At 54.3% G+C, this 23,054-nt stretch carries 18 protein-coding genes; 15 read left to right on the top strand and 3 right to left on the bottom strand.

Going from position 1 to position 23,054, the window contains the following annotated elements; all coding sequences use genetic code 11:
• Positions 1-26 precede the first annotated feature (26 nt).
• From ihfB to BM323_RS02665, 8 genes are all read left to right on the top strand, one after another.
• Positions 27-311 (top strand): integration host factor subunit beta, encoded by a 285-nt coding sequence (ihfB, locus tag BM323_RS02700; RefSeq protein WP_003849360.1) that lies wholly within the window; start codon positions 27-29, stop codon positions 309-311.
• 206 nt (positions 312-517) lie between these two features.
• Complete coding sequence (locus BM323_RS02695; RefSeq protein WP_091003222.1) at positions 518-2,776, top strand: DNA internalization-related competence protein ComEC/Rec2; 2,259 nt, start codon at positions 518-520, stop codon at positions 2,774-2,776.
• Between the two features lie 34 nt (positions 2,777-2,810).
• Entirely contained in the window at positions 2,811-4,559 is a 1,749-nt protein-coding gene (gene msbA, locus BM323_RS02690) for a lipid A ABC transporter ATP-binding protein/permease MsbA (RefSeq protein ID WP_008102390.1), read from the top strand.
• Complete coding sequence (lpxK, locus tag BM323_RS02685; RefSeq protein WP_008102388.1) at positions 4,556-5,557, top strand: tetraacyldisaccharide 4'-kinase; 1,002 nt, start codon at positions 4,556-4,558, stop codon at positions 5,555-5,557. Before msbA ends, lpxK begins: the two co-directional genes overlap by 4 nt.
• 22 nt (positions 5,558-5,579) lie before the next feature.
• Entirely contained in the window at positions 5,580-6,797 is a 1,218-nt protein-coding gene (locus BM323_RS02680; RefSeq protein WP_008102387.1) for a winged helix-turn-helix domain-containing protein, read from the top strand.
• Positions 6,798-6,887: 90 nt separating this feature from the next.
• Positions 6,888-7,070, top strand: a complete 183-nt coding sequence (locus BM323_RS02675) for a Trm112 family protein (protein ID WP_007887424.1) — start codon at positions 6,888-6,890, stop codon at positions 7,068-7,070.
• Positions 7,067-7,816 carry a 3-deoxy-manno-octulosonate cytidylyltransferase gene (gene kdsB / locus BM323_RS02670; protein ID WP_008102384.1) on the top strand — a complete coding sequence of 250 codons (750 nt, stop codon included), beginning with the start codon at positions 7,067-7,069 and terminating at the stop codon, positions 7,814-7,816. Before BM323_RS02675 ends, kdsB begins: the two co-directional genes overlap by 4 nt.
• A 110-nt stretch (positions 7,817-7,926) precedes the next feature.
• Positions 7,927-8,820, top strand: coding sequence for a YcbJ family phosphotransferase (locus BM323_RS02665; protein WP_008102382.1), 894 nt, complete (start codon positions 7,927-7,929; stop codon positions 8,818-8,820).
• Here BM323_RS02665 and elyC read toward each other — a convergent pair.
• Complete coding sequence (gene elyC, locus BM323_RS02660) at positions 8,800-9,585, bottom strand: envelope biogenesis factor ElyC (protein WP_008102379.1); 786 nt, start codon at positions 9,583-9,585, stop codon at positions 8,800-8,802. The two genes, BM323_RS02665 and elyC, sit on opposite strands and share 21 nt — an antisense overlap.
• Positions 9,586-9,709: 124 nt before the next feature.
• Here elyC and cmoM point away from each other — a divergent pair, with 124 nt between their 5' ends.
• The 7 genes from cmoM (at position 9,710) to BM323_RS02625 (ending at position 20,386) form a co-directional block, all read left to right on the top strand.
• The gene (cmoM, locus tag BM323_RS02655; protein WP_008102377.1) at positions 9,710-10,480 is read left to right on the top strand and encodes a tRNA uridine 5-oxyacetic acid(34) methyltransferase CmoM; all 771 of its coding nucleotides are present in this window, start codon (positions 9,710-9,712) and stop codon (positions 10,478-10,480) included.
• Between the two features lie 11 nt (positions 10,481-10,491).
• Entirely contained in the window at positions 10,492-11,814 is a 1,323-nt protein-coding gene (gene mukF, locus BM323_RS02650; RefSeq protein ID WP_007887410.1) for a chromosome partition protein MukF, read from the top strand.
• Positions 11,795-12,529, top strand: a complete 735-nt coding sequence (mukE, locus tag BM323_RS02645) for a chromosome partition protein MukE (RefSeq protein ID WP_008102376.1) — start codon at positions 11,795-11,797, stop codon at positions 12,527-12,529. Before mukF ends, mukE begins: the two co-directional genes overlap by 20 nt.
• Positions 12,526-16,992 carry a chromosome partition protein MukB gene (gene mukB / locus BM323_RS02640; RefSeq protein WP_008102374.1) on the top strand — a complete coding sequence of 1,489 codons (4,467 nt, stop codon included), beginning with the start codon at positions 12,526-12,528 and terminating at the stop codon, positions 16,990-16,992. The genes mukE and mukB overlap by 4 nt, the downstream gene beginning before the upstream one ends.
• A 156-nt stretch (positions 16,993-17,148) precedes the next feature.
• Positions 17,149-18,978: a L,D-transpeptidase gene (gene ldtD, locus BM323_RS02635; protein ID WP_036647897.1), complete on the top strand. Its 1,830-nt coding sequence runs from the start codon at positions 17,149-17,151 to the stop codon at positions 18,976-18,978.
• Between the two features lie 187 nt (positions 18,979-19,165).
• Positions 19,166-19,717: a peptidoglycan L,D-endopeptidase MepK gene (locus BM323_RS02630; protein ID WP_008102370.1), complete on the top strand. Its 552-nt coding sequence runs from the start codon at positions 19,166-19,168 to the stop codon at positions 19,715-19,717.
• 36 nt (positions 19,718-19,753) lie between these two features.
• On the top strand, positions 19,754-20,386 hold the full coding sequence (locus BM323_RS02625) for an MBL fold metallo-hydrolase (RefSeq protein WP_008102368.1): 633 nt from the start codon (positions 19,754-19,756) through the stop codon (positions 20,384-20,386).
• Between the two features lie 44 nt (positions 20,387-20,430).
• On the opposite strand, the gene BM323_RS02620 is transcribed toward BM323_RS02625, so the two are convergent.
• Together BM323_RS02620 and ompF are read right to left on the bottom strand one after the other, a co-directional pair.
• Positions 20,431-21,621, bottom strand: coding sequence for an amino acid aminotransferase (locus BM323_RS02620; protein ID WP_008102367.1), 1,191 nt, complete (start codon positions 21,619-21,621; stop codon positions 20,431-20,433).
• A 199-nt stretch (positions 21,622-21,820) separates the two neighbouring features.
• On the bottom strand, positions 21,821-22,930 hold the full coding sequence (ompF, locus tag BM323_RS02615) for a porin OmpF (protein ID WP_008102365.1): 1,110 nt from the start codon (positions 22,928-22,930) through the stop codon (positions 21,821-21,823).
• Positions 22,931-23,054: the final 124 nt, after the last annotated feature.

Raw genomic sequence — 23,054 nt, 5'->3', positions numbered from 1 at the left:
CCCAATAAGGATTAACCGGAGGTTACATGACCAAGTCAGAACTGATTGAAAGACTTGCTGGCCAGCATACTCATATTCCGGCGAAAGTCGTTGAGGATGCGGTCAAAGAGATGCTTGAGCACATGGCCACTACGTTGGCCCAGGGCGAGCGCATTGAAATCCGGGGATTCGGCAGCTTTTCTTTGCATTACCGTGCACCGCGTACGGGTCGTAACCCGAAAACGGGTGACAAAGTGGATCTGGAAGGTAAATACGTTCCTCACTTTAAGCCGGGCAAAGAATTGCGTGACCGTGCGAATATCTACGGCTAAGCCGTTACCGAACGATAAAAACGACACTTTAGGGTGTCGTTTTTTTTTGCTTGCAGTATGCAGAATTGCGAGCTGCTTTCCAAAATGAAGTCCCACCAATGTAATCTCTGCAAAATTCTCTGAATCCATCGCGACACACACTCTTTTCACTGAAGCAAATCCCCCATCTTCACTGCAAACTCTTCCCCCAATGAGGGAGAGTACTAATGCATATGAACTGGATTGTTCTGGCGAGATTGATGATTGCCTCGGCGTTGCCGTTGGGCATATTGCCGCACATACCCGCCGCCAGCGTAATACTCATCATGGTTGGATTCGCGGTGTTACTCGGGTTGATGCCAATCACGTTGCTGCGGATATTAGGGATTGCTCTGTTAATGTTGGCCTGGACAATGAATGAAGCTCGGCAGATGGTTAATAGCATTGAGGAACTGGCTGCCGCATCTATTGAAGCCACGGTGCGTATCACTGAAGTGCGTGAACAGAAGCAGCAGCTGACAGCGCAAATCCTGCGTGTCGGTCAGCGTTATCAATTTCCACCTCTATTTGTCACGCTCAATAATGCTTCTACAGACCAACCATTTTGTGCCGGTCAGCGCTGGCAGATGAAATTGCGACTGCGTGCCGTGCACGGCAGACTGAACGAAGGGGAGTTCGATTTGCAACGCTTTGCTTTGTCGAATCACACTCCGCTGCAAGGTCGCATCATCAGTCAGCAGGCGGAATCGCTAACCTGCAACTGGCGCACGCGTTTCATTAATTATCACTTACCAACATTCGATACGCTCCAGCAATCCGCAATTATGCAGGCTTTAGCATTTGGTATACGTGCCAACATAATCGAAGAGCAGCGGCAATTGCTGCGGGAGACAGGCACCGCCCACTTGATGGCCATCTCAGGCATGCACATTGCGTTAGCTGCCAGTGTTGGATGGCTATTGGCGCGTGCAATTCAGGTGATTTTCCCCGCTCATTTGATAGGCCATTTGTTTCCACTGCTGATTAGCATCATAACCGCAGCCATCTACACGTGGGTTTCTGGCAGCCATGCACCGGCCCAGCGCGCGATTATCGCGCTCATGATTTGGACAGGTATTCGTAGCGTTGGTTGGCAACTCAGTGGCTGGCAAGTATGGACATTGTGTATTGGCGCCTTGCTGGCACTTGATCCATTAACCGTTCTGTCAGAAAGCTTTTGGTTGTCAGCACTGGCGGTCGCGATGCTAATTGTCTGGTATCAATGGTTTCCATTGCCGCATCGCTTTCGCTCAAAGCGTCGATGGCTGCTACTGCAATTGCTGCATCTGCAGCTTGGCATGATGATCCTCATGGCTCCGCTACAAATCTTCTTGTTTCAGGGAATAAGCCTGAGTGCTTTATTGGCAAATCTGATCGCGGTGCCGGTTGTGTCATTTGTCACGGTGCCACTGATATTGCTGGCAATGCTCTTGCCTGTGCCGCCGATTTCAGCGGGACTGTGGTATCTGGCGGATCTTTCTATAAACAAAATATTGCTCGTGCTGAAGTGGTTACCCGCGGGCTGGTGGGCATGGAGCGATACCTTACCCGCGATCGTGCTGCTGTGGGTGGGATTACTTCTTTGGCGTAGCAAGCTGATATATCGCAGCCTTATGCCGTGTTTTAGCCTGGTACTCGCGATCATCCTTTGGCGCAGCACTACTCAGCGTGATGATTGGCAAATCGACATGATTGATGTGGGGCACGGCCTGGCTATTGCCATTACGCAAGGCAATGAAGTGGTGCTATATGATGTTGGACCGGGCTGGAAGCAGGATGATGCCGGTTCACGCGTCATCCTGCCATGGTTGCAGTATCACGGCAGAAGCCTTCATTCTCTGATACTAAGCCACAAGCATCTGGATCATCGTGGTGGGCTACACTCATTGCTCAAAGTTAATCCAGCGGTAGCAATTCGAAGTGCCTTAGCGGAAAAGGGACATCTGCCATGCTTCCGTGGCCAGCAGTGGCAATGGGGCAAATTGCAATTTACCGCCTTGTGGCCGCCGGAGAGTCAGACCCAGGGACAAAATAACGATTCGTGTGTGGTGCGAATCAATGACGGGCAATTTAGCGTATTGCTCACCGGTGATATTGAGTTAGAAGCCGAAAGAAAAATTGTCGCGCTGGAAAAAGATGCACTCAACGCGACGATTTTGCAGGTGCCGCACCATGGCAGTCGTACTTCGTCAGGCGCGTTACTGTTACGTAATGTTGCTGGTAAGGCCGCATTCGCTTCGGTGGCGCGTTATAACGCCTGGCGTATGCCGGCACCAGCCGTGGTGCAGCGCTATCGTCAGCAAGGCTACGTGTGGTACGACACGGCACAATCGGGGCAGATTCATGTGGGTATCAGACAAGGTCATTGGCAAATTAAGGGCTTAAGAGAGCAAATAATGCCTCGCTGGTACCATCAGTGGTTTGGCGTCAAACGCGATTCCAGGTAGAATGAGCGGCTATTTCAAACAGCGTGAATAAATAATGCATCAAGATAAAGATCTCTCAACGTGGCAGACATTCCGTCGACTCTGGCCGATGATTGCGCCCCATAAGGCTGGCCTGTATGTGTCAGCAGTGGCGCTGATACTCAATGCGGCAGGCGATACCCTGATGCTCTCTCTGTTGAAACCTTTACTGGATGATGGCTTCGGTAAAGCTGACAGATCCGTAATGCTGTGGATGCCGCTGGTGGTAATCGGCCTGATGTTGGTGCGTGGCGTGACCAGCTATATCTCCAGTTACTGCATCTCATGGGTTTCCGGCAACGTGGTCATGAACATGCGTCGCCGTCTGTTCGGCCATATGATGGGCATGCCGGTTACCTTCTTCGATCAACAGTCAACGGGTACGCTGCTATCACGCATCACCTACGATTCTGAGCAGGTTGCCTCTTCTTCTTCAAGCGCACTGGTTACCGTGGTGCGTGAAGGGGCCTCGATCATTGGCCTGTTCATCATGATGTTCTATTACAGCTGGCAGCTGTCTTTGATTCTCATTGTGCTGGCGCCGATCGTCTCTTTTGCCATTCGTACCGTTTCAAAGCGCTTCCGCAGCATCAGTAAGAACATGCAGAACACCATGGGACAGGTGACAACCAGCGCCGAACAGATGCTTAAAGGGCATAAAGAAGTGCTGATCTTTGGTGGCCAGGACGTCGAAGCGAAGCGCTTTTCTCAGGTTAGCAACAAGATGCGTCAGCAGGGCATGAAACTGGTGTCAGCGTCCTCCATTTCTGATCCGGTGATTCAGTTAATTGCCTCACTGGCACTGGCATTCGTGCTTTATGCCGCCAGCTTCCCAAGCGTGATGGATACGCTCACAGCCGGTACCATCACCGTGGTCTTCTCTTCAATGATCGCCCTGATGCGTCCGCTGAAGTCACTGACCAACGTCAATGCGCAGTTCCAGCGTGGTATGGCGGCATGTCAGACGCTGTTCTCGATTCTCGACAGTGAGCAGGAAGTGGATAACGGCAAGCGTGAGATGGATCGCGCCAAAGGTGATGTTGAATTCCGCAACGTGACCTTTACCTACCCAGGCCGTGAAATCCCTGCGCTGCGCGATATCAATCTGTCGCTGCCTGCCGGTAAAACGGTTGCACTGGTCGGTCGTTCCGGCTCGGGTAAATCCACCATGGCCAGTTTGTTGACGCGCTTCTACGACATCGACAGCGGTGAAATTTTGCTGGATGGTCACGATTTGCGTGAATACACCCTGCGCTCACTGCGTAACCAGGTCGCGCTGGTTTCCCAGAACGTGCACCTTTTCAACGACACCATCGCCAACAACATTGCGTATGCCCGCAATGGCCAATACACGCGTGAACAAATTGAGCAGGCTGCGACCATGGCGCATGCGATGGACTTTATCCAGAAGATGGATAATGGCCTCGATACCGTGATTGGTGAGAATGGCGTGCTGCTTTCTGGTGGTCAGCGTCAACGTATTGCGATTGCGCGTGCCTTACTGCGCGACTGCCCAATCTTGATTCTCGATGAAGCCACATCAGCGCTGGATACCGAATCTGAGCGTGCGATTCAGGCCGCACTAGATGAGCTGCAGAAGAACCGTACCTCACTGGTGATTGCGCACCGTCTGTCGACCATTGAAAAAGCTGATGAGATCGTCGTGGTTGAAGATGGTCGCATTGTCGAGCGTGGTACTCACAGCGTGCTGCTGGAACAGAAGGGCGCCTATGCGCAGCTTCACAAGCTGCAGTTCGGTCAATGATTGAACGCATCTGGAGCGGGCGCTCGCCGTTATGGCTGCTGCTATGGCCGCTGAGTCTGCTTTATGGGGCGATCACCTCGCTGATTCGCCTCAGCTTCCAGCGCGGGTGGCGAAAAAGCTGGCGCGCACCTTGCCCGGTGATTGTGGTGGGGAATCTCACCGCAGGCGGGAATGGTAAAACGCCTGTAGTGATCTGGTTGGTGCAGGCGCTGCAACAACGCGGTTTACGTGCTGGCGTGGTGTCGCGGGGTTACGGCGGAAAAGCTGAACGATATCCGCTGTTGGTTACCGCTGAAACGCCCACGGCGCAGGCTGGCGATGAACCTGTTTTAATCGCTCAGCGTACGCAGGTGCCAGTCGCGGTTGCATCGCAGCGGCGTCTGGCGGTAGAAGGTCTGCTCGCTGCGCACGATCTGGATGTGATCATTACCGATGATGGCCTGCAGCATTACGCGCTGCAGCGCGATCGTGAAATCGTGGTGGTGGATGGTATGCGTCGTTTTGGCAATGGCTGGTGGTTACCGGCTGGGCCGATGCGTGAACGTGCTTCGCGACTTCAGACGGTGAATGCGGTGATCGTTAATGGTGGTGATGCGCAGGCGGGCGAAATTGCGATGACATTGCAGCCCGGTCTGGCGGTAAACCTGATCAGCGGCGCAACCGTAGCGTTAGCGCAGTTGCCGGAAATTGTCGCGATGGCCGGTATTGGTCATCCGCCGCGCTTCTTCAACACGCTCAAACAGCAAGGTATTCAGCCGGTGGCAGAAATTGCCTTCGCCGATCACCACGCTTACAGCGAAGACGAATTGCAACGTCTGACTCAGGCAGAACAGTGTTTACTGATGACGGAAAAAGATGCAGTGAAATGTCGTGGCTTTGCTCGCCCAAACTGGTGGTATCTGCCGGTGGATGCGCATCTGCAGGGCGCGGCGGTGGCAACCTTGTTAGACGATATCACTCATCTCTGCACCAACGCGCGCGACGCCCGTTCGCGCTAACCTCCGAAAAGGGAATTGAGTCATGAACCGCGTCGCTTCCCTCTCGTTACAAACTGCTCGTCACCTTCATCTGGCTGCTCAGGGACTGTTACGTCCTTTGGGCCGTCGGGCGCGCTTTACCGATATTCACGCCACTGTGCGTCAAATGTCTTTGCTGCAAATCGATACCATCAATGTGGTGGCACGCAGTCCTTATCTGGTGCTGTTTAGCCGCCTTGGCGCATACCAGGCCAATTGGCTGGAACAGGCGCTGGCATCTGGCGCGTTATTTGAATATTGGGCGCATGAAGCCTGTTTTATTCCTGTCGAAGATTACCCATTGCTGCGCCATCGCATGCTGGAACCGCAGCGACTTGGCTGGAAGTACAACCAACAGTGGGTTGAGGAACATCAACAGGAAATCACTGACCTTCTGCAACACATATCCGCCAATGGTCCGGTACGTGCAGCCGATTTCAGCAATGATAAACAGACCAAACCAGGCTGGTGGGCGTGGAAGCCGCATAAGCGTCATCTGGAGAATTTGTTCAGTGCCGGTCAATTGATGGTGGTGGAGCGGCGCAACTTCCAGCGGGTTTATGATCTGCACAGCCGCGTAATGCCGGACTGGATTGATGAACAGCATGCACTGAGTGAAGACGAAGCAGTGATACAGATGTTGAGTCACAGCGCGCGCAGCCTCGGCATTTTCCGTGATAGTTGGCTAGCTGATTACTATCGCCTCAAACGCGCACCACTCAAGTCGTGGCTCATGGATGCCGCCGCACGCGGAGAGATAGTTCGCGTTGAGGTCGAGCAGCTGGGTGAAATGTGGCTACACAACGCGTTATTACCGCTGCTGGAAAAACCACTCTCGGCCACGCATACCGCGCTGTTATCACCCTTTGATCCGGTGGTATGGGATCGCCGTCGTGCGCTGGAGCTGTTTAATTTTGATTACCGCATCGAGTGCTACACGCCAGCAGAGAAGCGCAAATATGGTTATTTTGTCCTGCCGGTGTTGCATCGCGGCGTATTGAAAGCGCGCATCGACGCCAAAATGGAGCGTCAGGCACAACAATTGGTAATTCGTGCATTCTGGCTGGAAGAAAGCACACGCGTCAGTAACGCTTTCCTTAATGACGTACAAAAAGCCATTAATCGCTTTGCTGCGTGGCAAGGTGCCAATGAAGTGATTATCGAAAATGCGCCGGCAGAACTGCTGGCTGCCTGGTCAAATCGCTGGTCGATTGGTGAATAAAGCCGCCATTTGTCTGGCTTGAGTGCGCCATTCACGCGCACGCTATTATGATATGCTAACCGCCTGAATCGGTCCTGAATGGAGAAGATTATGGATCACCGTTTACTCGAAATCGTTGCCTGCCCGGTATGCAACGGAAAACTCTACTTCAACAAAGAGCAGCAAGAGCTGATCTGTAAACCGGATGGCCTGGCTTACCCGGTACGTGACGGCATTCCAGTGCTGCTGGAAGTGGAAGCGCGTACGCTGTCTGTTGAAGAGATCCATCCATGAGTTTTGTTGCCATTATTCCCGCGCGTTACGCTTCAACGCGTCTGCCCGGCAAACCGCTGGTGGATATTCAGGGTAAACCGATGGTGCTGCACGTCATGGAACGCGCGCGTGAATCGGGTGCCGATCGCGTGATTGTCGCCACCGATCATCCGGATGTGGCGGCGGCGGTAACCGCAGCGGGCGGCGAAGTGTGCATGACGCGGGTCGATCATCAGTCTGGCACCGAGCGTTTGGCAGAAGTGGTCGAGAAGTATCAGTTTGCCGACGACACCATCATCGTTAACGTGCAGGGCGACGAGCCGATGATCCCGGCGGAGATTGTACGTCAGGTGGCAGTTAATCTGGCGCAATCTGAAGCCGGAATGGCGACGCTAGCGGTGCCGATCACCGATGCAGAAGAAGCCTTTAACCCGAACGCGGTGAAAGTGGTGATGGACGCCAAAGGTTATGCGCTTTACTTCTCACGCGCCACCATTCCCTGGGATCGCGAGCGTTATGCTCAATCGCGCGAGCAGATTGGCGACACGCTGCTGCGCCACATTGGTATCTACGCTTATCGCGCCGGTTTTATCCGTCGCTATATCGCGTGGGAACCTTGCCCGCTGGAGCACATTGAGCTGCTCGAACAGCTGCGCGTGCTGTGGTACGGTGAAAAGATTCACGTCGCGGTGGCAAAAGCTATCCCAAGTGTTGGGGTGGATACGCCGGAAGACCTTGAGCGGGTTCGTCTCGCTATGCAGGGTTAATCTCCGACCGGCCAGCGGCTCTCGCTGGCCTTAAAGTTTGATCTGGCGCTAAGCTTTGCGCCGCCATCACCTCCAGCATATTCCAGCCCTTTGACTTCGGAGGATATTGCATGGAACAGCTCCGTTCAGAACTCGCATTGGTGCTCGGTGAATGCATCAGCCGTCTCGAAACCATTAGCGAGAATACGCACACGCGGTTGTATGCGCTATACGATAACGCCGGTAAACCGATGCCGCTGGTGGTAAAGTATTTTCGTCATCAGGGACGTGCTGCGCTGGAAGCCAAAAAGCTGACCATGCTCGGCCATGATGGCTTAATTGCCGTGCCCGCAGTGTTTGGTCTGGTGCTCAGCCAGCAAAAGCCGGTACATGAAATGTTGCTGATGGCGCGCTTTAACGGCGTCTCGGCGGAAGCTCCGGCACGCAGCGCAGCACGCTGGGAACAGCTGTGCGAGCAGATCGTCGAAGGCGTATTGGCGTGGCATCGCATCGACAGCCATGGCTTAGTCGGCAGCGTGGACAGCGTGCAGGAGAATAGCTGGCCCGCATGGTATCGCCAGCGGGTGGATGTATTGTGGTCAACGCTGGGTTATCTGTCACCGCCGTTTTTCACACTGGAAGACCGTCAAATTCTGTTTCGCAGCCGTCAGCTATTACCGCGTCTTTTCAACGGCTTTGACGATCCCTGCGTGCTGATGCATGGCAATTTGCGCTTAGCCAGCATGCTGAAAGATGCGCACAGCGATCAGCTGATTGCGATGATGCAGCCGGGCAACATTCTCTGGGCTCCACGCGAATATGATCTGATGCGCCTGGCGGATAGCGGCGCAGAAGCGTCACTGCTGCAACACTATCTGCAGCGTGCGCCCGTGGCGGAAGGTTTCCTCTGGCGACGCTGGTTGTATCAACTGTGGGATTGCGTCGACACGCTGGTCAGCAGCGGACAGTTTGACCGCCCGCGCTTCGATCATGCTCGTGCGCAATTACTCCCTTGGCTGGGTTGAGGTGAGATCGTCACCGCGCAGCTTCTGCCAGATCTGTCCTAGCGTTTCATAGATCGCTCGCTCACTGTGACCGAGCCACAGCGGTGACGGAATCGCGCGTTCCCACCAGTTGAGCGGCGATGTCACCGCCAGCTGGTTCGCAGGTGCAGCCAGAGGATTCATGCCGGCACTTTGGAAGAATTGCATCGCACGTGGCAGATGGTTAGCGGAGGTCACCAGTAAAAACGGATGTTCCCCAATCGTCTGTTTCACCGCGCGTGCTTCACCAAGGGTATCGCGCGGTTGATCTAACTGAATCATCGCTTCTGGCGGTACGCCAAGACTTTCTGCCACTTCAGCCGCCACGCTGGCGCTGCTGCGTGGGTTTTCGCCGGCTGCTGCGCCAGTAAAGATCATTTTCGCCTGCGGATAGCGCCGCCACTGACGCACGCCTTCAGCCACGCGCGGCAAGCTATTACTGATTAAATTTGAACTCGGCGCCCAATTCGGATTGAAGGTATAGCCGCCGCCAAGCACCACGATATAATCGACCGGCTCGTTACCGTTCCAGGTGGGATAATGATTTTCCAGCGGTGACAGCAGGCGATCGGCAACCGGCTGCAGGCTTAAAACCAGCAATAGCAGCCAGCTGCAAGAGATGAGGATTTTGCCGCTTTTTTGCCAGCGGCTGAACCAGAGCAGTAAAAGTCCTGCCGCCATTAGCAATAACAGCAGCGGCAAGGGGAGCAACATCCCGCCAATGACTTTTTTAAATGCGAAAAACATCGAATATGGCCTCTTTTGTCCAAAAAAACAGCTGCCAGACGGTTACTGCGGCATGAAAGGTTCATTCTTGTTGAGCCTGTGACAAAATAGCACAAGTTGAATGCAGCAAAGCGGAGCCATCATCATGCAGGATCGTAACTTTGACGATCTGGCGGACAAATTCTCACAGAACATTTATGGCACGCGCAAAGGGCAAGTGCGCCAGGCGATAGTCTGGGACGAGCTGGAAGCCCTGTTACCGACACTGCCTGCCGGACCTTTACAGGTGCTGGATGCCGGCGGTGGCGTAGGACAAGTCTCAAGCGGGCTGGCGGCGCGCGGTCATCAGGTGGTGCTGTGCGATCTCTCTGCTGAGATGCTGAAGCTGGCGGAAGCCCATGCGCTCGCCGCGGGTGTGAGCCACAACATGCAATTCAAACAAATTAGCGCCCAGCAGGTGGGCGAACATTTGGATACGCAGGTTGATCTGGTATTGTTTCACGCGGTGTTGGAATGGGTCGCGCATCCGGAAGAGGTGCTGCAAGCGCTGTGGCACACGCTTAAGCCCGGCGGCGTGCTGTCGTTGATGTTTTACAACGCGCACGGCTTAACCTTCCGCACCCTGACGCTCGGCAATTTCGGTTATATGCGCGCCAATATGAGCAAACGCAAAAAGCGCACGCTGTCGCCCGATTTCCCGCGCGATCCCGATGATGTGACGCGCTGGCTGACAAACTGCGGATTTGAAATTGAACGGCGTGCGGGCATTCGCGTCTTCTGTGATTACATGAAGCCGCAACCCGGCGCAGGGAAGAGCGTTGAGGAAATCATTGAGATGGAACGGCGTTTCTGTCGCCAGGAGCCCTTTTTAAGTTTAGGGCGCTATATCCACGTGACCGCGCGCAAACCCAGCTAGAAGGATCAACTATGAGCGAATTTTCCCAGACGGTCCCCGAATTGGTGGCATGGGCGCGCAAGAACGATTTTTCGCTTGCGCTGCCGGTAGAACGTCTGGCCTTTTTGCTGGCCATCGCCACCTTAAACGGTGAGCGCATGGACGGCGAGATGAGTGAAGGCGAGCTGATTGACGCGTTTCGTCACGTTAGCAAAGCATTCGAACAAACCCACGAAACCGTGCAGGTCCGTGCCAACAACGCCATCAATGACATGGTGCGTCAGCGCTTGCTTAACCGCTTTACCAGCGAGCTAACGGAAGGCCACGCCATCTATCGTCTGACGCCGCTCGCCATCGGCATTACCGACTATTACATCCGTCAGCGCGAGTTCTCCACGCTGCGCCTGTCGATGCAGTTGTCGATTGTGGCGCAGGAGTTAAAACGCGCCGCAGACGCCGCCGAAGAAGACGGTGACGAATTCCACTGGCATCGCAACGTGTTTGCACCACTGAAATATTCGGTGGCGGAAATCTTCGATAGCATCGACATGACGCAACGTCTGATGGACGAGCAGCAGCAAGCGGTGAAAACCGATATTGCCGATCTGCTCAACAAAGACTGGCGCGCAGCGATCTCCAGCTGTGAAATGTTGCTGTCGGAAACCTCCGGTACGCTACGTGAACTGCAGGATACGCTGGAAGCGGCGGGCGATAAGCTGCAGGCCAATTTACTGCGCATTCAGGATGCGACGCTAAGCAGCCCGGATCTGGGCTTTGTCGATAAGCTGGTGTTTGACCTGCAAAACAAGCTCGATCGCATTATCAGCTGGGGCCAGCAGGCTATCGATCTGTGGATCGGCTACGACCGCCACGTACACAAGTTTATTCGTACCGCCATCGACATGGATAAGAACCGCGTATTTGCGCAGCGTTTACGCCTGTCGGTGCAAAACTATTTCGATCAGCCGTGGGCGCTGACCTACGCCAATGCCGATCGTCTTTACGATATGCGCGATGAAGAGATGACGCTGCGTAATGACGAGGTGATGGGCGAGCTGCCGCCGGAAATGGAATACGAAGAGTTTAATGAGATTCGCGAGCAACTGGCCGCGATGATCGAAGAGGCGCTGCAAATTTATAAGCAGGAGCAGAAGCCGCTCCATCTTGCCACGGTGATGCGCGACTATCTGTCGCAGTATCCGCGCGCGCGCCACTTTGATCTGGCGCGTATCGTCATCGATCAAGCGGTGCGACTCGGCGTGGCCGAAGCTGATTTAGCCGGTCTGCCTGCGCAATGGCAGGCCATTAATGATTACGGAGCCAAGGTGCAGGCACATGTCATCGACAAATATTGAACAAGTGATGCCAGTCAAACTGGCATTGGCTCTGGCAAACCCGATTTTCCCGGCGCTCGATAGCCAGTTACGCGCGGGTCGCCACATTGGCATTGAAGAGCTGGATAACCACGCCTTCCTGATGGATTACCAGGAATATCTCGAAGAGTTTTACGCGCGCTACAACGTTGAGCTGATCCGCGCGCCGGAAGGCTTCTTCTATCTGCGTCCGCGTTCAACCACCTTGATTCCGCGCTCGGTGCTGTCCGAGCTGGACATGATGGTGGGCAAAATTCTTTGCTATCTCTATCTCAGCCCGGAACGTCTGGCGAATGAGGGAATTTTTACCCAGCAAGAGCTGTATGACGAACTGCTGTCGCTGGCCGATGAGAGCAAATTGCTCAAGCTGGTAAATCAGCGTTCCACCGGTTCTGATCTTGACCGCGCCAAGTTGCAGGAAAAAATGCGTGCGTCGCTGAGCCGCCTGCGCCGTCTTGGCATGGTGTGGTTTATGGGCAACGACAGCAGCAAATTCCGCATCACCGAATCGGTGTTCCGCTTTGGCGCCGACGTGCGCAGCGGTGACGATGCGCGTGAAGCGCAGCTGCGCCTGATTCGTGACGGTGAAGCGATGACGCTGGAAAGCGCGCCGGCTGCGGCAGAAAACGATGAAGCAGATAACGATATTGACGCTGATAGCGACGCGAGTGATAACGCGGAGGATGAACAAGCATGATTGAACGCGGTAAATTTCGTTCGCTAACGCTGATCAACTGGAACGGCTTCTTTGCCCGTACTTTTGATCTTGATGAACTGGTCACCACGCTTTCGGGCGGTAACGGTGCGGGTAAATCCACCACCATGGCCGCCTTCGTTACGGCGATGATCCCTGACTTAACCTTGCTGCACTTCCGTAACACCACCGAAGCCGGTGCGACATCGGGTTCACGCGATAAAGGCCTGCACGGTAAGCTGCGCGCTGGCGTCTGCTATTCGGTGTTGGATGTGGTCAACTCACGCCATCAACGCGTGATTGTTGGCGTACGTCTGCAGCAGGTGGCGGGACGCGATAAAAAGGTCGATATCAAGCCATTCAGTATTCACGGCTTGCCGAGCGATTCGCAGGCTACCGATATGCTGACCGAAATCCTCAACAATCGTCAGGCGCGCGTGTTGCCGCTGACGGAAGTGAAGGAGCGCGTGGAAGCGCAGGAAGGCGTGCAGTTCAAACAGTACAACTCGGTCACCGATTATCACGCGGTGCTGTTCGAGCTCGGCGTGGTGCCGCGTCGTCTGCGTAACGCCAGCGATCGCAGCAAGTTCTATCGTCTGATCGAAGCATCTCTTTACGGCGGTATCTCCAGCGCCATCACCCGCTCGCTGCGCGATTACCTGCTGCCAGAAAACGGCGGCGTGCGTAAAGCCTTCCAGGATATGGAAGCCGCGCTGCGGGAAAACCGCATGACGCTGGAAGCGATTCGCGTTACCCAATCGGATCGCGACCTGTTTAAGCATTTGATTTCAGAAGCTACCAGCTACGTTTCCGCCGACTACATGCGCCACGCCAACGAGCGCCGCATTCACCTCGATGGCGCGCTGCAGCTGCGTAATGAGCTGTTCACCAGCCGCAATCAGCTGATTTCCGAGCAGTATCGCCACATTGAAATGGCGCGTGAGTTGTCCGAGCACAATGGTGCAGAAAGCGATCTGGAAAGCGATTATCAGGGCGCCAGCGACCACCTGAATCTGGTGCAAACCGCCATGCGCCAGCAGGAGAAGATTGAGCGTTACGATGCCGATCTGGAAGAGCTGACTTATCGCCTTGAAGAGCAAAATGAAGTTGTAGCCGAAGCGCGTGAAGTGCAGGAAGAGAATGAAGCACGCGCCGAAGCGGCTGAAGTGGAAGTGGATGAGCTGAAAAGCCAGCTTGCCGACTTCCAGCAGGCGCTCGACGTGCAGCAGACGCGTGCCATTCAGTATCAGCAAGCCTTGCAGGCGCTGGAGAAAGCACGCACACAGTGTCAACTGCCCGATTTATCTATCGATAACGCCGCTGAATGGCAGGAAACCTTCCAGGCGCGTGAAGAGGAAGCCACCGAACACCTGCTGCGTCTCGAACAGAAGCTGAGCGTCGCCGAAGCGGCGCATAGCCAGTTTGAGCAAGCGCTAGCGTTAGTCACCAGCATCGCCGGTGACGTCGGTCGTCAGGATGCGTGGCAAGTGGGGCGCGAATTACTGCGTGACGCCGGCAATCAGCGTCATCATGCCGAACAGCTTTCCTCGCTGCGTCTGCGCCTCAATGAATTAGAAACCCGTCTGCGTGAGCAGCATGATGCCGAGCGTCTGCTGGCGGATTTCTGCAAACGTCAGGGCCAGCAATACGATGCGGATGCGCTGGACGGCTTGCAGCGTGAACTCGAAGCGCAGATTGAACAGCTGAATAGCAGCGTTGCCGATGCCGGCGAACGCCGCATGTTGATGCGTCAGGAGCTGGAGCAGCTGCGTGAACGCATCTCCGCGTTGACTGCGCGTGCGCCGCACTGGCTGGCGGCGCAGGAAATTCTGACGCAGCTGAGTGAGCAAACCGGTCAGGAGCTGACCAGCAGCCAGCAGATCACTGAATTTATGCAGCAACTGCTGGAGCGCGAGCGTGAAACCACGGTTGAACGCGACGAGCTGGCCGCGCGTAAGCGTGACATTGAACAGCAGATTGAACGGCTGAGCCAACCGGGCGGCGCGGAAGATGCTCGCCTGACGCAGCTGGCGGAACGTTTTGGCGGCGTGCTGCTGTCGGAAATTTATGATGACGTTACGCTGGATGACGCACCGTACTTCTCGGCGTTGTACGGTCCATCGCGTCACGCCATTGTGGTGCCGGATCTGTCGCTGGTGCGCGACCTGCTCGACGGTTTAGACGAGTGCCCGGAAGATCTCTATCTAATTGAAGGCGATCCGCAAGCCTTTGACGACAGCGTATTTAGCGTCGAAGAGCTGGAAAAAGCGGTGGTAGTGAAAGTGGCTGAGCGTCAGTGGCGCTACTCCCGCTTCCCGAAAGTGCCGCTGTTTGGTCGCGCGGCGCGTGAAAATCAGCTTGAGTTGCTGAACAACGAACGTGAACAGTTGGCTGAACGTTATGCCACGCTGTCGTTTGATGTGCAGAAAACCCAGCGTCTACATCAATCCTTCAGCCGCTTCATCGGCAGTCATTTAGCGGTGGCGTTTGATGAAGACCCAGAAGCGCAGATTCGTCAGCTTAACAGCCGCCGTGGCGAGTTGGAGCGGGCGCTGGCGCAGCATGAAAATGACAATCAGCAGCAGCGTGCGCAGTTTGAGCAGGCAAAAGAGGGCGTCAGCCAGCTTAACCGCCTGTTGCCACGCGTTAATCTGCTGCTCGACGACACGCTTGGCGATCGCTGTGAAGAGATCCGCGAGCGCGTGGAAGAAGCGCAGGAAGCCGCGCGCTTCCTGCATCAGCACGGCAACAAACTCACTAAGCTGGAGCCGCTGATTTCTGTACTGCAAAGCGATCCGCAGCAGCACGATCAGCTGCAGCGTGACTATCAGCAGGCACAGCAGCAGCAGCGCGATGCGCGTCAGCAGGCCTTTGCCCTGACCGAAGTGGTGCAGCGCCGTGCGCACTTCAGCTATGAAAGTTCGGCGGGCATGTTGGGCGGTAACAGCGATCTCAATGAACAGTTGCGTCAGCGTCTGGAACAAGCGGAAGGCGAGCGCAGCCGCGCACGTGAACGTCTGCGTGGACATCAGGCGCAGCTGACGCAGTATTCGCAGGTGCTGGCTTCGCTGAAAAGTTCTTACGATGCCAAACGCGACATGCTGAAAGAGTTGCAGCAAGAGATGCAGGACATCGGCGTGCATGCCGATGCCAGCGCAGAAGAGCGCGCGCGCATTCGTCGTGACGAGCTGTACAGCGCGTTGAGCCACAACCGTGCGCGTCGCAACCAGCTGGAAAAACAGATCACCTTCTGTGAAGCCGAAATGGACAGCCTGCAGAAGAAACTGCGCAAGCTGGAACGCGATTATCATCAGATTCGTGAGCAGGTGGTCAGCGCGAAAGCGGGCTGGTGCACGGTGTTGCGCCTGGTTAAAGAGAACGGCGTTGAGCGTCGTCTGCATCGTCGTGAACTGGCCTATCTCAGCGGCGATGAGCTGCGTTCGATGTCGGATAAGGCGCTGGGTGCGCTGCGTCTGGCGGTAGCGGATAACGAGCATCTGCGCGATGTGCTGCGCATGTCGGAAGACCCGAAACGTCCGGAACGTAAGATTCAGTTCTTTATCGCGGTCTATCAGCATCTGCGCGAACGTATTCGTCAGGACATCATTCGTACCGACGATCCAGTTGAAGCCATCGAGCAGATGGAAATCGAGCTGAATCGTCTGACCGAAGAGCTGACGGCGCGTGAACAGACGCTGGCAATCAGCTCACGCAGCGCGGCGAACATCATTCGCAAAACCATTCAGCGCGAGCAGAACCGTATTCGTCAGCTGAACCAGGGCTTGCAGGCGGTGAGCTTTGGTCAGGTGCGCAGCGTGCGCCTCAACGTGAACGTGCGTGAAGCGCACTCAACGCTACTGGATACGCTGTCGGAAGAGCATGAACAGCATCAAGATCTGTTTACCAGCAACCGCTTAACCTTCTCGGAAGCGCTGGCGAAACTCTATCAGCGCCTGAATCCGCAGATTGACATGGGCCAGCGCACGCCGCAAACCATCGGTGAAGAGTTGCTCGACTACCGCAACTATCTTGAGATGGAAGTGGAAGTGAATCGTGGCTCTGATGGCTGGTTGCGTGCAGAAAGTGGCGCACTTTCGACCGGTGAAGCGATCGGTACCGGGATGTCGATTCTGGTGATGGTAGTGCAGAGCTGGGAAGAGGAATCACGTCGTCTGCGCGGCAAAGATATCTCGCCGTGTCGTCTGCTGTTCCTCGATGAAGCGGCACGTCTGGATGCCCGTTCAATCGCCACACTGTTTGAGCTGTGCGAACGTCTGGAGATGCAGCTGATCATCGCGGCACCAGAGAATATCAGCCCGGAAAAAGGCACCACTTACAAACTGGTGCGTAAGATGTTCAATAACACTGAACACGTGCATGTGGTTGGTCTGCGCGGCTTCTCGGCGGATCCTGCACCGAGCAAGGATCAAAGTCCTAAGGTCGGTCTTGAATATGAGAATTCATAGCGCTTAATCTGGTTAAAAAACAGCACTACGTTTAATCTGTATGCGGCATCTGCACTTAGAGGCAGATGCCGTTTTTTATTCGTATACTCAACATTAAGAGTATGGCTGTACATGGCGATCACAGGGCGCTATGTCATTGGTGAGAAGGGGGCAGGGATGTTGCTAAACAATAAGCGCAAAATGAGCCGTGCTGCAGTAGCACTCGGTTTGTCACTGGTATTATCGCCGCTGGCTGTCAGCCATGCGGCCATCACCTCCACGCTACCCAACTCGACGCATCACAGTTCGATGTCGGTTGCTGCCAGTCAGCAGCAGATTCAGCAGGCGTTTAGCGCCACTGAACAACCCTTCTACCTGCCAGGCTTGGCCGGCATTTATGCGTCGCGTGACATGGCGCCGCTGTGGCAGGACCAGCAAGCGGTGCAGGCTTTCCAGCAGCAGCTTGCGGAAGTGGCGCTCTCAGGCGTGCAGCCGCAGTTCACTCGCTGGGTGGAGCGGCTAACCAATCCGAACATTAAAGGCCTAGCGCGGGATATCGTGCTCAGTGATGCAATGCTTGGCTATCTGCAGTTCGTTGCCAATGTCCCGACACAGGGTGAGACCTGGCTCTACAGCAATGTGCCTTACAAGCTGACCATGCCATCGCTGGCGGCCATCAATCAGTGGCAGAATGCGGTGAATGGTGGTGGCAGCCGTACTTTCGTGGTGTCACTGCAACCGCAGCATCCGCAATATCTACCGATGCATAATGCATTGAAAACGTTGCTAAATGATCATCATCCGTGGCCACAGCTGCGTGATACCGCTACGCTGCGCCCAGGACAAATCAGCAATGATGTGCCTGCACTGCGTGAGATTCTGCAACGCACCGGTATGTTGACCGCCAGCCACAGCACTACACCAACGCCGGCGGAAGATGCGGTACCCACAGCGCCGGTTCCGGTGAGTCAGAGCAATCAGCCGGTGGCGGTGAGCCCCTCTGCGGCAAACTTTGATGATATTGATGCGGCTCCGGCACTCGCTGCTACGCCTGAAGTGGCTAATAATGTTGCTGCCAATCCAGCGGCAACCGGCCCCAACGTCTATGACGCTGCGCTGGTGGAAGGTGTGAAACGCTTCCAGCACTGGCAAGGCTTGGCCGATGATGGCGCGATTGGTCCGCGTACCCGTGAATGGCTGAATGTGCCGCCGCAGATGCGCGCCTCGCTGCTGGCGCTCAATATTCAGCGTCTGCGTCTGCTGCCAGATGATATGCATAACGGCATCATGGTAAACATTCCCAACTATTCGCTGACCTACTACAACAATGGCGCCACCATTTTATCATCACGCGTGATTGTGGGCCGTCCCGATCGCAAAACGCCGCTGATGCGCAGCGCGCTGAATAATGTGGTGCTGAATCCACCTTGGAATGTCCCAACCACGCTGGTGCGCCAGGATATTGTGCCGAAGGTGAAGCAGGATCCGTCATATCTTTATAAGCACGGTTATACGCTGCTGTCGGGTTGGAGTGCGGATGCGGAAGTGATCGATCCTTCAATGATTGACTGGCATATGGTGTCGGCGGCGAGCTTCCCGTATCGCATTCGTCAGGCGCCAGGCGCGACTAACTCGCTGGGTCGCTACAAATTCAATATGCCGAGTTCGGATGCTATCTATCTGCACGATACGCCAAACCATAATCTGTTCCAGCGCGATATTCGTGCGCTCAGTTCCGGATGTGTGCGCGTCAATAAAGCCTCGGAATTGGCCGATCTGCTACTGCAGGATGTGGGCTGGAATGACGGCCGTATTTCGGACACCTTGAAAGAGGGGAATACCCGTTATGTGCCGATTCGCCATCGCATTCCAGTGAATCTTTACTACCTCACCGCCTGGGTTGCAGATGATGGGCTCCCGCAATATCGTACAGATATTTACAATTATGATAATCCTGCGCGTTCCGGCAGTCAGGTGCTGTATAAAGCCGGCCAATTGTTACTCTAGTACTTGATTTGGCTGTTTTCTCTTCACATGAATTTAACCAAGACCAGTCTCGAAAATTTGATTTTGAGCTGGTTTTGGTCTTCTGCAACATATTCTGGGTTGACTGAGTCTTAGGCGGACGTTAATGTTCGGCCTTGTGTATTTTTCGCACATATTTTATCCGCTTTAGACTAGGTAACCTCGCTTCATGGCTAATATTGATTCTCAACGTCGTCGATTACTCTTGATTGGAGGCGCAGCTGCAGGATTATCACTGCTTCCTGGCTCCGCTCTGGCTTCGCTTTCCACCGCCCGCCCTCGAGTATTGACACTTAGTAACCTTCACACCGGCGAAACCCTTAAAACGGAGTTTTTTAACGGTAAGCGTTATGACAAGGATGAGTTAGCCCGCTTAAATCACTTTTTCCGTGATTACCGCGCCAATCAAGTGAAGAACATCGATCCCCATCTTTTTGATCAGCTTTACCGCCTGCAAACGTTGCTCGATACGCGTAAGCCGGTGCAGTTGATCTCGGGTTACCGCACCTTAGCCACCAATACCATGCTGCGTGAATCGGGTCCGGGCGTGGCGAAAAAAAGCTATCACACCAAAGGACAAGCGATGGATTTCCACATTGAGGGAATTTCGTTGAGCAATGTTCGCAAAGCGGCGTTATCTATGCGCGCCGGTGGTGTAGGATATTACCCGCGCAGCAACTTCGTACACATAGATACCGGGCCTGCAAGGCACTGGTCCTGATACCGGCAGCGCTGCGTGTGCCGGTCATGGAGCGCTATGAATTACCAAATTATTCCGGTTACGGCTTTTTCCCAGAACTGTTCAGTTATTTGGGATGACGAAACCCAACAAGCCGCATTAGTCGATCCCGGCGGCGATGCAGAAACCATCAAAGCTGTGCTGGCAGAACGTGGTTTGACGCCGTCACAAATCCTGCTCACTCATGGACACCTCGATCACGTTGGTGCCGCTGCGGAACTTGCGGCACATTATCAGGTGCCGATTGTCGGTCCGCATCCGCTTGATGCTTTCTGGTTAGACAATCTGCCTACACAGAGCCGCATGTTTGGATTACCTGAATGCGCGCCGCTGACGCCCGATCGCTGGCTGGAAGAGGGCGAAACTGTTCAGGTTGGAAATGTCGTGCTGGAAGTACTGCTTTGTCCGGGCCATACGCCGGGACACATCGTATTCTTTGATCGTGCAGGACGTCTGCTGATTTCAGGTGATGTGATTTTTAACGGTGGCGTGGGACGCACCGATTTCCCACAGGGTAGCCACAGCGACCTAATCGATGCGATTAAAGCTAAGCTGCTGCCGCTAGGCGATGATGTGACTTTCGTGCCGGGTCACGGGCCAATCTCGACGCTAGGTCGCGAACGCATCAGCAATCCGTTCCTTCAAGAATAAAAAATGGGCCATTTAGGCCCATTTGTCGTTATTCGCCGCCTGATTTATAACACCGCGACAATCGCTTCACACAGCGCCGACATGTTGTCAGGCGTCATGCCTGCCACGTTAACGCGACCAGAGTTCACAGCATACACACCAAACTCTTCACGCAGACGTACCACCTGATCTTTGGTCAGGCCGCTAAACGAAAACATGCCGTTTTGCTTGATGATGAAGCTAAAATCTTGATTAGCACCTTTCTCCGCCAACGTGTTCACAAATAGCTGACGCATGCGCTGGATGCGCTGACGCATATCGGTCAGCTCCTGAATCCAGATGGTACGCAGCGCGTCGTTGCTGAGGATGGTGGCGACTACTGCCGCGCCGTGTGACGGCGGGTTTGAGTAGTTGGCGCGAATAGTATATTTCACCTGGCTAAACGCGGTTTTCGCCACGTCGCTGCTGGCAGCAACCAGCGTCAATGCACCAACACGCTCGTTATACAAACCGAAGTTCTTCGAATAAGAACTGGCAACGATCAGTTCCTGATGTGAAGCGGCAAAAATACGCAACCCTTCAGCATCTTCGTCCAGACCGCTAGCAAAGCCCTGATAGGCGAAATCAAACAGCGGCAGCCAGCCTTTTTCTAGCGACAGCTGCGCCAGCTGCTGCCATTGCTCTGCAGAAGGATCAACGCCGGTTGGGTTGTGGCAGCAGCCGTGGAATAAAACTACATCGCCCGCTTTGGCTTCCTGCAGCGATGACACCATCGCGTCGAAATCCAGGCTGTGGCTAACTGCATCGTAATAATCGTAATCACATACTTCGAGGCCAGCAGCGTTGAACACATTGTTATGGTTCGGCCAGCTTGGATTGCTCACCCAAACGCGCTTTACGCTGGTCTGGTTTGCCAGAAAATCTGCCGCTACGCGCAGGGCGCCGGTGCCACCTGGCGTTTGTGCGGTGCAGGCGCGACCTGTAGAAATCAGCGCGCTCTCTTTGCCGAACAGCAACTCCTGCGTACAACGTGCGAAATCCGCCAGACCATCAATGCTCAGGTAGTTCTTGGTGGTTTCATTTTCCAGCAAATACTGCTCAGCTTTTTTAACACTGGTGAGGACCGGCGTTTTACCGGTTTCATCTTTATAAACACCAATGCCAAGATTGATTTTATTCGTGCGGTCATCGGCACGAAAAAGGTCAGCCAGTCCCAGAATAGGATCGGCGGGTGCGGCAGAGATCGATTCAAACATGAGTCAGTTCCGTTTGGGTGAACTTTAGCGAAATGAGCTATCAGGTTAACGTCAGTCGGCACGCTTGCCAACCGCTGATATAAAAAAGAAATATGTCAGAAGGATAAAGTAGAAAAGCTAATTGCGAAGCCGATCACTGAAATGTAAAACGGAGCCCGAAGGCTCCGTTTTTAGGTAATACGCAAATCTAATCGGGTGATTAGAACTGGTAAACCAGACCCAGTGCAACTACGTCGTCGGTAGCAATACCCAGTGGGTTGTCATCGTTCAGCTGGTTGATTTTGTAATCAACGTAGGTAGCCATGTTTTTGTTGAAGTAGTAAGTTGCGCCAACTTCAATGTATTTAACCAGGTCAGCATCGCCAACGCCTTCGATGTCTTTGCCTTTAGACTGAACATAGGCGATGGACGGACGCAGACCGAAGTCGAACTGGTACTGTGCAACAACTTCGAAGTTCTGAGCTTTGTTAGCGAACGCAGACAAGTCACCAGAGCTGATTGGAGTCGAGTTACGAGTTTCGCCGTACATTGCTGCCAGGTATACGTTGTTAGCGTCATACTTCAGAGCAGTTGCCCAGTTTTCAGCACGTTTACCAGCGCCAACACCAGTCGCTACGTTGGTTGAAGTATCAGTATCACGCACAGTACCTGCTGACTGCGCATTAGTACGGTCGCTGCTGCTATAAGCTGCAGCTACACCAACACCGATTGGTGAGGTGTAAGAGGTTGACAGGCCATAGCCGTCACCGTTTGCACGGCGGATATCAGAGCGATCGTTTTTGCCCTGGTACTGTGCTGCGAAGTTCCAACCGTCAACCAGACCGAAGAAGTTGGTGTTACGGTAGGTCAGCAGGCCGGTGCTACGACCGTTCATGAAGTTGTCTGAGTAACCTGAGTCGCCACCGAATTCTGGCAGAACGTCAGTCCAGCCAATTGCGTCATATACAACGCCATAGTTACGACCGTAGTCGATTGAACCCGCATCGCCAAATTTCAGACCTGCGAAGCCCAGACGGGTTTTGTTGCCGTCTTGTGCATCAGAACCTTCAGAGTTGTTAGCCTGAATGTTGTATTCCCACTGGCCGTAACCGGTCAGTTGGTCATTAATCTGGGTTTCACCCTTGAAGCCGAAGCGAACATAAGTCTGGTCGCCGTCGCTGCCAGCGTCATCCGAGAAATAGTGCAGACCAACAGCTTTACCGTACAGGTCCAGCTTGTTGCCGTCTTTATTATAGATTTCTGCTGCGTTTGCTGCGCCGGCAGCTAACAGAGCAGGGATAACCACTGCAAGAATGTTGCGCTTCATCATTTTTTATTACCCTCATTGGAGTTATTTGGACATCTGCCACTGCTGCCAAGAAATCTTTACAGAACCTTGAAAGAAGTTTGATGTCTCCTGTGTCTGCACGCATCTTTCCATCACAGGGTTGCTA

It is taken from the genome of Pantoea sp. YR525 (assembly GCF_900116775.1).
GTDB classification, from domain to species: Bacteria; Pseudomonadota; Gammaproteobacteria; order Enterobacterales; family Enterobacteriaceae; genus Pantoea; species Pantoea symbiotica.
This window is presented reverse-complemented; position numbering and strand designations above follow the sequence as displayed.

Coding starts and splice junctions, on each gene's coding strand:
- ihfB (WP_003849360.1), top strand. CDS start 27: ATGACCAAGTCAGAACTGATTGAAAGACTTGCTGGCCAGCATACTCAT.
- BM323_RS02695 (WP_091003222.1), top strand. CDS start 518: ATGCATATGAACTGGATTGTTCTGGCGAGATTGATGATTGCCTCGGCG.
- msbA (WP_008102390.1), top strand. CDS start 2,811: ATGCATCAAGATAAAGATCTCTCAACGTGGCAGACATTCCGTCGACTC.
- lpxK (WP_008102388.1), top strand. CDS start 4,556: ATGATTGAACGCATCTGGAGCGGGCGCTCGCCGTTATGGCTGCTGCTA.
- BM323_RS02680 (WP_008102387.1), top strand. CDS start 5,580: ATGAACCGCGTCGCTTCCCTCTCGTTACAAACTGCTCGTCACCTTCAT.
- BM323_RS02675 (WP_007887424.1), top strand. CDS start 6,888: ATGGATCACCGTTTACTCGAAATCGTTGCCTGCCCGGTATGCAACGGA.
- kdsB (WP_008102384.1), top strand. CDS start 7,067: ATGAGTTTTGTTGCCATTATTCCCGCGCGTTACGCTTCAACGCGTCTG.
- BM323_RS02665 (WP_008102382.1), top strand. CDS start 7,927: ATGGAACAGCTCCGTTCAGAACTCGCATTGGTGCTCGGTGAATGCATC.
- elyC (WP_008102379.1), bottom strand. CDS start 9,585: ATGTTTTTCGCATTTAAAAAAGTCATTGGCGGGATGTTGCTCCCCTTG.
- cmoM (WP_008102377.1), top strand. CDS start 9,710: ATGCAGGATCGTAACTTTGACGATCTGGCGGACAAATTCTCACAGAAC.
- mukF (WP_007887410.1), top strand. CDS start 10,492: ATGAGCGAATTTTCCCAGACGGTCCCCGAATTGGTGGCATGGGCGCGC.
- mukE (WP_008102376.1), top strand. CDS start 11,795: ATGTCATCGACAAATATTGAACAAGTGATGCCAGTCAAACTGGCATTG.
- mukB (WP_008102374.1), top strand. CDS start 12,526: ATGATTGAACGCGGTAAATTTCGTTCGCTAACGCTGATCAACTGGAAC.
- ldtD (WP_036647897.1), top strand. CDS start 17,149: ATGTTGCTAAACAATAAGCGCAAAATGAGCCGTGCTGCAGTAGCACTC.
- BM323_RS02630 (WP_008102370.1), top strand. CDS start 19,166: ATGGCTAATATTGATTCTCAACGTCGTCGATTACTCTTGATTGGAGGC.
- BM323_RS02625 (WP_008102368.1), top strand. CDS start 19,754: ATGAATTACCAAATTATTCCGGTTACGGCTTTTTCCCAGAACTGTTCA.
- BM323_RS02620 (WP_008102367.1), bottom strand. CDS start 21,621: ATGTTTGAATCGATCTCTGCCGCACCCGCCGATCCTATTCTGGGACTG.
- ompF (WP_008102365.1), bottom strand. CDS start 22,930: ATGATGAAGCGCAACATTCTTGCAGTGGTTATCCCTGCTCTGTTAGCT.